This window comes from Luteitalea sp. (assembly GCF_022842525.1).
GTDB lineage: Bacteria > Acidobacteriota > Vicinamibacteria > Vicinamibacterales > Vicinamibacteraceae > Luteitalea.
Genome location: NZ_JALHPM010000257.1, coordinates 1 through 6,705, shown reverse-complemented (window position 1 = coordinate 6,705; position 6,705 = coordinate 1). Strand labels below are relative to the sequence as shown.

At 70.4% G+C, this 6,705-nt stretch carries 4 protein-coding genes; all 4 read left to right on the top strand.

Going from position 1 to position 6,705, the window contains the following annotated elements; translation table 11 throughout:
- On the top strand, positions 1-408 hold a 408-nt coding region (locus Q0C41_RS28550), incomplete at its 5' end, for a cytochrome c (protein WP_291989927.1).
- Positions 409-410: 2 nt separating this feature from the next.
- Positions 411-1,154, top strand: a complete 744-nt coding sequence (locus Q0C41_RS28545) for a DUF1080 domain-containing protein (RefSeq protein WP_291989926.1) — start codon at positions 411-413, stop codon at positions 1,152-1,154.
- 264 nt (positions 1,155-1,418) lie between these two features.
- Positions 1,419-3,239 carry an ABC transporter ATP-binding protein gene (locus Q0C41_RS28540; RefSeq protein WP_291989924.1) on the top strand — a complete coding sequence of 607 codons (1,821 nt, stop codon included), beginning with the start codon at positions 1,419-1,421 and terminating at the stop codon, positions 3,237-3,239.
- A 23-nt stretch (positions 3,240-3,262) separates the two neighbouring features.
- A partial coding sequence (locus Q0C41_RS28535; protein WP_367079318.1) for a glycosyl transferase occupies positions 3,263-6,705 on the top strand: 3,443 nt, incomplete at its 3' end.

Here is a 6,705-nt window from a genome sequence, read left to right as displayed (position 1 = left end):
GCCGCCGTGCGCGAGGGGGTGGAGGCCGATCGACGCCTCGCGCCGGCCACCGCGAGCGCCGCCGCCGCGTCGCCGCGGGATGTCGCGACGGCGGCCCTCGTCGAACAGGGCCGGGCCGCCTTCGCCATCTGTGCCGCGTGTCACCAGGCGGATGGACGGGGCCTGCCCGCGCTCGCGCCGCCGCTGGCCGGTTCGCCGAGGGTCACCGGTGCGTCGGACGTCCTCATCGACATCGTGCTGCGTGGGCGCGATGAAGACCCCGCCTACCCGAGCATGCCGCCGCTCGCGGGCCTGTCCGACGAACAACTCGCCGGCATCCTGACCTACGTGCGCCAGGCGTGGGGCAACGCCGCGCCGCCGATCGAGCCACAGGCCATCCGGGCGCGTCGTGCCGAGGCGGCGAGGTGATCATGCGCGTGCAGAGCGTGGTGTTCATGATGCTGGCCATCGCGTGGCTGATGCCGGCGCTGGCGCAGACGCCGCCGCCGACATCCGCGATGACGATCCCCGAAGGCTTCACGGCGCTGTTCAACGGCCGCGACCTGAGCGGCTGGCGGGGCCGGCCCGGCAAGGGCGGCGTGTTCAGCCCGTACGTCGAGGCGGCGTTCACCGACGCCGAGCGCGCGGCGAAGCAGGCCGAGTGGAATGCCGATCGCGATCGGCACTGGTGGGTGGACCGCGACCGCGGCGAGCTGGTGACCGATGGCCTCGGCGTCCATCTCGCCACCGAGAAGCCCTACGGCGACATCGAGCTCCTCCTCGAGTGGAAGCTCACCGTGCCCAACGGCATCACCGGCGTCTATCTCCGCAGTTACCCGCAAGTGCAGCTGTGGGACCCCGCCAGCGCCACGAACCAGCAGACCGGCGCCTTTCGCGGATCGGGTGCGCTGTGGAACAACCGCGACGACAGTCCGGGCAAGTGGCCGCTGGTCAAGGCCGATCGACCGATCGGCGAGTGGAACCAGTTGCGGATTCGCATGGTGGGCGAACGGGTGTGGGTCTGGCTCAACGGCCAGCAGACCGTGGACGGGCAGACGCTCGACAACTACTTTCACCGCGGGCAACCGCTGCGCGCGACGGGCGCCCTCGAGTTGCAGACGCACGGCACCGAAGTACGCTTCCGCCACCTCTACATCCGCGAACTCGACCGCTGAGGTGCATGGCTCGACCGTAGCCGTGGTGTAGCGAACAGCATTACGCGCGGTGTACAGAAACCCTCTCATCCGGCGCGCTCGCTCCTCCCCCCTCTCCAGCGCTGCCGTAGCGGCCGCGCGTCTCGCCAGCGCCGGTCGAGATCGGCGCGTCTTTCTTCATTTCCGGCCTCAATCGTCGGGTAAGCGGTCGCCTGCTCAGCTCATGCACAGGATGGCCGCAGTCTTGCACTTTGCGGGGTGCCGGCGAAGAGCTGGCCACAACGCATGGCTGAGCAGACTCCTCGTTTCTGGCATGGCTGGCGCGAACGCGCCGCCGCACTTCGCAACGTCCCGGCGCTGATGCGCATGGTGTGGGAGTCCGCCCCCGGCGTGGTGGCGGCCGGCTGGGCCTTCCGCATCACGGCGGCGCTCATTCCCCTGGCCATGTTGTCGGTGGGCAAGTGGATCCTCGACGCCGTCCAGATCAGGACGGGCGGGGGCACCCTGCCGGACCACTTCTGGTGGTGGGTGGCGGCCGAGGGCGGCCTGGCCATCCTCGGTGGCGTGCTCGGTCGCGCCACGGGCTTCTTCGACGGCCTGCTCGCCGACCGCTTCACACGGCACGTGAGCGTGCGTGTGATGGAGCACGCGTCGCGCCTCGACCTCACGGCCTACGAGAGTCCGGCCTTCCACGACCTGCTGGAGCGTGCCCGCGCCCAGGCCACCGACCGGATCACGATGATCCACGCCATCGGGGCCATCGCGCAGCAGCTGATCATCGCGGTCAGCCTCTCGCTCAGCGTCCTGCATTTCTCGCCGTGGCTGCTCGGGGTGCTCGTCCTGGCCGTGGTGCCGGCGTTCCTCGGCGAGAGCCACTTCGCGTTCCTCGGCTACGCGCTCAACGTGCGGCAGACACCGATGCGGCGTCAGCTCGACTACCTCCGCGTGCTCGGCGCGAGCAAGGAGACCGCCAAGGAGCTGAAGCTGTTTGGCCTGGCTGGCTACATCACGCGCGAGTACGCGCAGCTGTCCGGTGACCTCTACACGCAGAACGTCGCGCTGGCGCGGCGCCGACTGCTGGGCGGCAGTCTGCTCTCGGTGATCAGCACGACCAGCTACTACTCGGCGTATGGCTACGTGATCTATCGCACGGTGACCGGCGACCTGTCGTGGGGCTCGCTCCAGTTCATCGCCGGCAGCATCGCCGGCGCCAGCGCCAACATCCAGTCGATCTTCTCGACCTTCTCCAACATCGCCGACCAGTCGCTGTTCCTCACCGATCTGGTCGAGTTCCTGAAGGTGAAGCCGACGCTCGCCGCTTCGGCGCACGCCATCCCGGCGCCACGGCCGATCCGCGACGGTTTCCACTTCGAGGATGTGTCGTTCCATTACCCGGGCAACGCCCGTCCCGTGCTGGACCGCCTCGACTTCCGCATCTCGCGCGGTGAGCGCATCGCGCTGGTCGGCGAGAACGGCCAGGGCAAGACCACGCTGGTCAAGCTGATCACGCGGCTGTACGACCCGACTGCCGGCCGCGTGCTGCTCGATGGCGTCGACCTGCGCGACTACGACATCGAGGACCTGCACCGCGAGATCGGCGTCATCTTCCAGGACTTCGTCCGCTACGAGATGACGGCCCGGCAGAACGTCGCCGTCGGTCGACTCGAGGCTGGCGATGACGAGTGGCGCATTCGCAAGGCCGCGGGGCGCAGCCTCGCGCACGACGTCATCACGCGGCTGCCCGGCGGTTACGACCAGTTGCTCGGCCGCCGCTTCGAAGGCGGCGTCGACCTCTCGGGCGGCGAGTGGCAGAAGGTCGCGCTGGCGCGGGCGTACCTGCGCGACGCCCAGCTGCTCATCCTCGACGAGCCGACGGCGGCCCTCGACGCGCGCGCCGAACTCGAGGTCTTCGAGCGCTTCGCCGAGCTGACGGCGGGCAAGATGGCCCTCCTCATCTCCCACCGCTTCTCGACCGTGCGCATGGCCGATCGCATCGTCGTGTTGTCCGACGGACGCATCACCGAAGACGGTCACCACGACAGCCTGATCTCCCAGGGCGGGCGCTATGCCCGCATGTTCGAGCTGCAGGCCGCCAGCTACCGCTGAACCTTCCGGAACCCATCACACCCATGCACATGCCCCTGTCGGCCTTCGACCCACGTCTTCCCGCTCGTCACGGCGGCCTCGACCGCGCTCCCGACGCGGACGACCCGTGCGAGGACCTGCAGGTCACCCGGTATGCCGGGTGGATGGCGGCCATCGCGCTGCCTCAGGCGCGGCGGGGGCACGCCAGCGTGCGGCAGATTCGTCGGCGCGCGGCCCGTCTGCGCACGGCGCTCACCGAGGCCATGGCGCGCGAGTACGCGTCGCCCGTGGTGCGCGCGTGGCTGACCGACAACGCGCGGCTGCTGGCGTCTGCCGAGAGCGAGGCGCGCGACTTCCTGTGGAACTCGCACGAGTACCTGTCGATCGCGACGGGCCAGGGCGAGCAGACGCGTGTGGCGGCCATCGCCGCGGCGTACCTCGACGATGCCCACCGCGTGTGCTTCGACGAGGAGAGTTTCGGGGCCTTCGTTCGTGGTGTGCAGGATGCCACCGACCTCGAACTCGGCGAACTGTGGGCGGCCCGCGGCGCGCTCATGCTCGCCCTCCTGGACCGCGTCGTCTCGGGCGCCTCGTCCGAGGACGAGGTGCGCCTGTCGTCGGCCATCGACGGCATTCGCCACGTCGCCGACGCCAACTGGACGCGTCTCTTCGCCGCTTCGAGCGTCGTCGACCTCGTGTTGCGAGCCGATCCCGCCGGCGCGTACGCGTCGATGGACGACAGCAGCCGCGACGCCTACCGGCACGCCATCTCCTACATCGCGCGGCACAGCCGTGCGAGCGAGCGGGAAGTGGCCGAAGCCGCCATCTGCATGGCAGACGACGTCGCGGAGGCGTACTCCTCCGGCGCCGACGGACTCGCCGCGCGCCGCATGCACGTCGGCTACTACCTCGTGGGCGAGGGGCTGCCGGCGCTGGAGTCGCTCGTCGGCCTCCGCGCGCCGTGGCGGCACCGCCTGGCGCGCGCCATCACCGCACGACCCGCCGCGGCGTACCTCGGGGGCATCGGGCTCGGGACGCTGACCATCGTGCTGGCGATTGTCGGCAGCGTCGACCTGCCGGCGCCCGTCTGGGTGGCCTTCCTGTTGTTGCTGCTACCCGCGACCCAGGCGGCCGTCGAACTCGTCAACGCGCTGGTGCCTGTCGCGACGCGTCCCACGGTGCTGCCCAAGCTCGACTTCTCGAAGGGCATTCCCGCCGAGGCGCGGACGATGGTCGCCGTGCCGGCGCTGCTCCTCGACGAGCAGCACGTCCACGAACTGGTCATGGATCTCGAGATTCGCTATCTGGCCAATCGCGATCCCCATCTCCACTTCGCGCTGGTGACCGACTCGGTGGACGCCGGCGATCAGGCGACGGCGGCCCACGAACCCCTGGTGCCGCTCGCCGTGTCGCTGGTCGAGGGGCTGAACGCGCGCTACGGCTCGACGGGACGGACCCCCTTCTACCTCCTGCATCGCCATCGCGTCTACAACGCGGCCGAGGGACGCTGGATGGGGTGGGAGCGCAAGCGCGGCAAGTTGCTCGATCTCAACCGGCTGCTGCGTGGCGGCTTCGACAGCTTCCCGGTCAAGGTCGGCAACCGCGAGGGGCTCGGCAGCATCCGCTACGTCATCACGCTCGACAGCGATACGCAGTTGCCCCGCGATTCGGCCCATCGTCTCGTCGGCGCGCTCGCGCATCCGCTCAATCGCGCGGTCATCGATCCGGCGACACAGCGGGTGGTCGAGGGCTACGGCATCCTGCAGCCGCGCATCGGCATCAGTACGCAGTCGGCCTCGCGCAGCTGGCTGGCCCGGCTCCTGTCGGGACAGACCGGGATCGACACCTACACCCGCGCCGTCTCCGATCCCTACCAGGACCTGTTCGGGGAAGGCAGCTTCACGGGCAAGGGCATCTACGACGTCGATGCCTTCCACGCCGTGCTCGAGCGTCGGTTCCCCGAGAACGCGCTGCTCAGTCACGATCTGATCGAAGGGATCGTGGCGCGCGCCGGCCTCGTCTCGGACATCGAGTTGATCGACGACTACCCGACGCACTTCAGCGCCTACAGCCGCCGCAAGCACCGCTGGATGCGTGGCGACTGGCAGATCCTGCGGTGGTTGCTGCCACGCGTGCCGGATGGGCTCGGCCGCACCGTGCCGAGCCACTTCGATGCGCTCGCGCGCTGGAAGATCCTCGACAACCTGCGCCGCAGCCTGCTCGAACCCGCCTCGCTGCTGCTGCTGCTGGCCGGATGGGTCCTGTGGCCCGACCGTGCGGTGATGTGGACGATGCTCGGCGTGGCGATGCTGCTCCTCCCGATCTACGCGGGCCTCGCGGTGGCCGTCGTGCGCGCCCCCTGGGGACGCCGTGGGTTCGTCCGCTGGCTGGTCGACACCGCGCGGGCCTTCGCGCGCCAGCACCTGCTGATGGTGCTCGGCCTGACCTACCTGCTGCACGACGCGCTGCTGGCCGTCGACGCGGTCGTCCGCTCGCTCTCGCGGGTGTTCATCACGAAGCAGCGCCTGCTCGAGTGGGAGACGGCGGCCGAGACGCGCCAGACGCGTGGACCCAAGCGCCCCGCGGACGTCTATCTCGACTGGTCACCGGCCCTGGCGCTCCTGCTGCTGGGCGGCCTCGCGCTGCTGCGGCCGCAGGCCCTGCTGCCGGCCGCGCCGATCCTGGCGCTCTGGATGGTCGCGCGTCCGCTCGCGGCCTGGCTCAGTCGAGCACCGCGCTCCGGCGTCGGCGCCGTGTCGCCAGACGACGAGCGGTGGCTGCGCACGCAGGCGTGGCGGATGTGGCGCTACTTCAGCGAGCTGAGCACCGAGTCGCGTCACTGGCTGATTCCGGATCACGTGCACGAGGGGGGCGCGGCGGCCGAGCGCCTGTCGCCGACCAACCTCGGCTTCCTGTTCAACGCGCGGGTGGCGGCCGTCCACCTGGGGCAGCTGACCGTGACCGAGTTCGCCCGCGAGACGCGGCGCACGCTCGCGGGGATGGCCGCACTGCCGATGGTGCGTGGTCACGTCCTCAACTGGACCGACGTCGAGACCTGCCGCCCCATGGAGCCGATGTTCGCCTCGACGGTCGACAGCGGCAATCTCGCGGCCAGCCTCTGGACCCTGAAGCAGGCAGCCCTCGCGTTCGCCCGCGAGGCCCCGCCACAGGAGCGTCTCTGGGCCGGCATTCGTGACCTGGCGCGGCTCATGCGCGGCACCGGCGACCCCGGGGCGCAGGCCCTGGCCGAGCGCGTGCTGCGCGGAGATGCCGACTGGGTGGGCGCGCTGCCGGAACTGGAGGCGCTGGCGCGGCGTCATGCGGCCGACGCCGTCGCGCGTTCGCGCCGGAACGACGCCGCCGATGACGCGTCCTGGTGGGCGGTCGAGTTGGCCGAGCGGCTGGCGCACGCTCGCGCCTGGAGCGCGACCGGTCTGACGCCGGCCCTGCGCGTCGACCTGGAGGCCATCGCCAGATCGGAAGAGCG

What these genes read in the sequence shown, in the direction of transcription:
- Q0C41_RS28540 (WP_291989924.1), top strand. Translation starts at nt 1,419, where the DNA reads ATGGCTGAGCAGACTCCTCGTTTCTGGCATGGCTGGCGCGAACGCGCC.
- Q0C41_RS28545 (WP_291989926.1), top strand. Translation starts at nt 411, where the DNA reads ATGCGCGTGCAGAGCGTGGTGTTCATGATGCTGGCCATCGCGTGGCTG.